1 protein-coding gene is annotated in these 932 nt (G+C 41.2%); it reads left to right on the forward strand.

The annotated features are described in order from the left end of the window. Nucleotides 1-932 (forward strand): tyrosine-type recombinase/integrase (locus tag ACFILA_RS09620; RefSeq protein WP_375661135.1); only part of this gene is annotated, 932 nt, incomplete at both ends.

The raw sequence follows: 932 nt of genomic DNA on the forward strand, positions 1-932 counted from the left end.
TTACTTCATAAGCGTAAAGATGGAGGTGCTCAATGGATTTATCGCTATACCATTCATGGTCGGCGCCGTGAAATGGGCTTGGGTGCGTTGCAAAATGTTTCTTTAAAAAAAGCCCGTGAATTAGCAAATCAATGGCGTTCTGTTTTGCATGAGGGTCGTGACCCTATTAAAGAACGCGATAAACAAAAGCGTGAGGCAATAAGCAATCTTCATTACTTAAAAGATATTGCTTTAGATACTTTTGAAAGTCGGAAATCTGAGTTAAAAGGGGATGGTAAAGATGGGAATTGGTTTGCACCTTTACGCCTACATATTCTCCCTAAATTAGGCTGTCTGCCTGTTTCTGAGATTACACAAACAGAGATACGCAATGTTCTTGCCCCTATTTGGCATTCAAAAGCTGGAACAGCTAATAGAGCTCTTACCCGTCTTAATCTTTGTCTCAAACATGCGGCTGCCTTGGGTTTGAATGTTGATTTACAAGCAACAGAAAAAGCACGCGCGCTCTTAGGTAAACAACGTCATAAAACACAAAATTTACCAGCTATGGATTGGAGAGATGTCCCTACCTTTTATAAAACACTTTGCGAAGCATCAACCTTAACACAACTGGCTTTGCGTTTGCTTATTCTGACAGGGGTTCGTACCAATCCTTTGTGTCATATTCATAAAGATCAAGTTGATGGAGATATCTGGACTATCCCTGCTGAAAATATGAAAGGTTTGCGTGATGCTACAACAGAATTTCGTGTGCCCTTATCATCAGAGGCATTAGAAATCTTAAAACAAGCGCGCTTGTTCTCTCGCAATGATTTCTTTTTTTCTGCTACCGGTCGCGGTCCCCTTGCTGATAGTTGTATGGCAAAGTATATGAGAGAGAATAAGATTGATGCCTGCCCCCATGGTTTTCGCTCTAGTTTACGCAATTGGCT

Source organism: Bartonella sp. CL71SXKL, from assembly GCF_042194935.1.
Taxonomy (GTDB): Bacteria; Pseudomonadota; Alphaproteobacteria; order Rhizobiales; family Rhizobiaceae; genus Bartonella.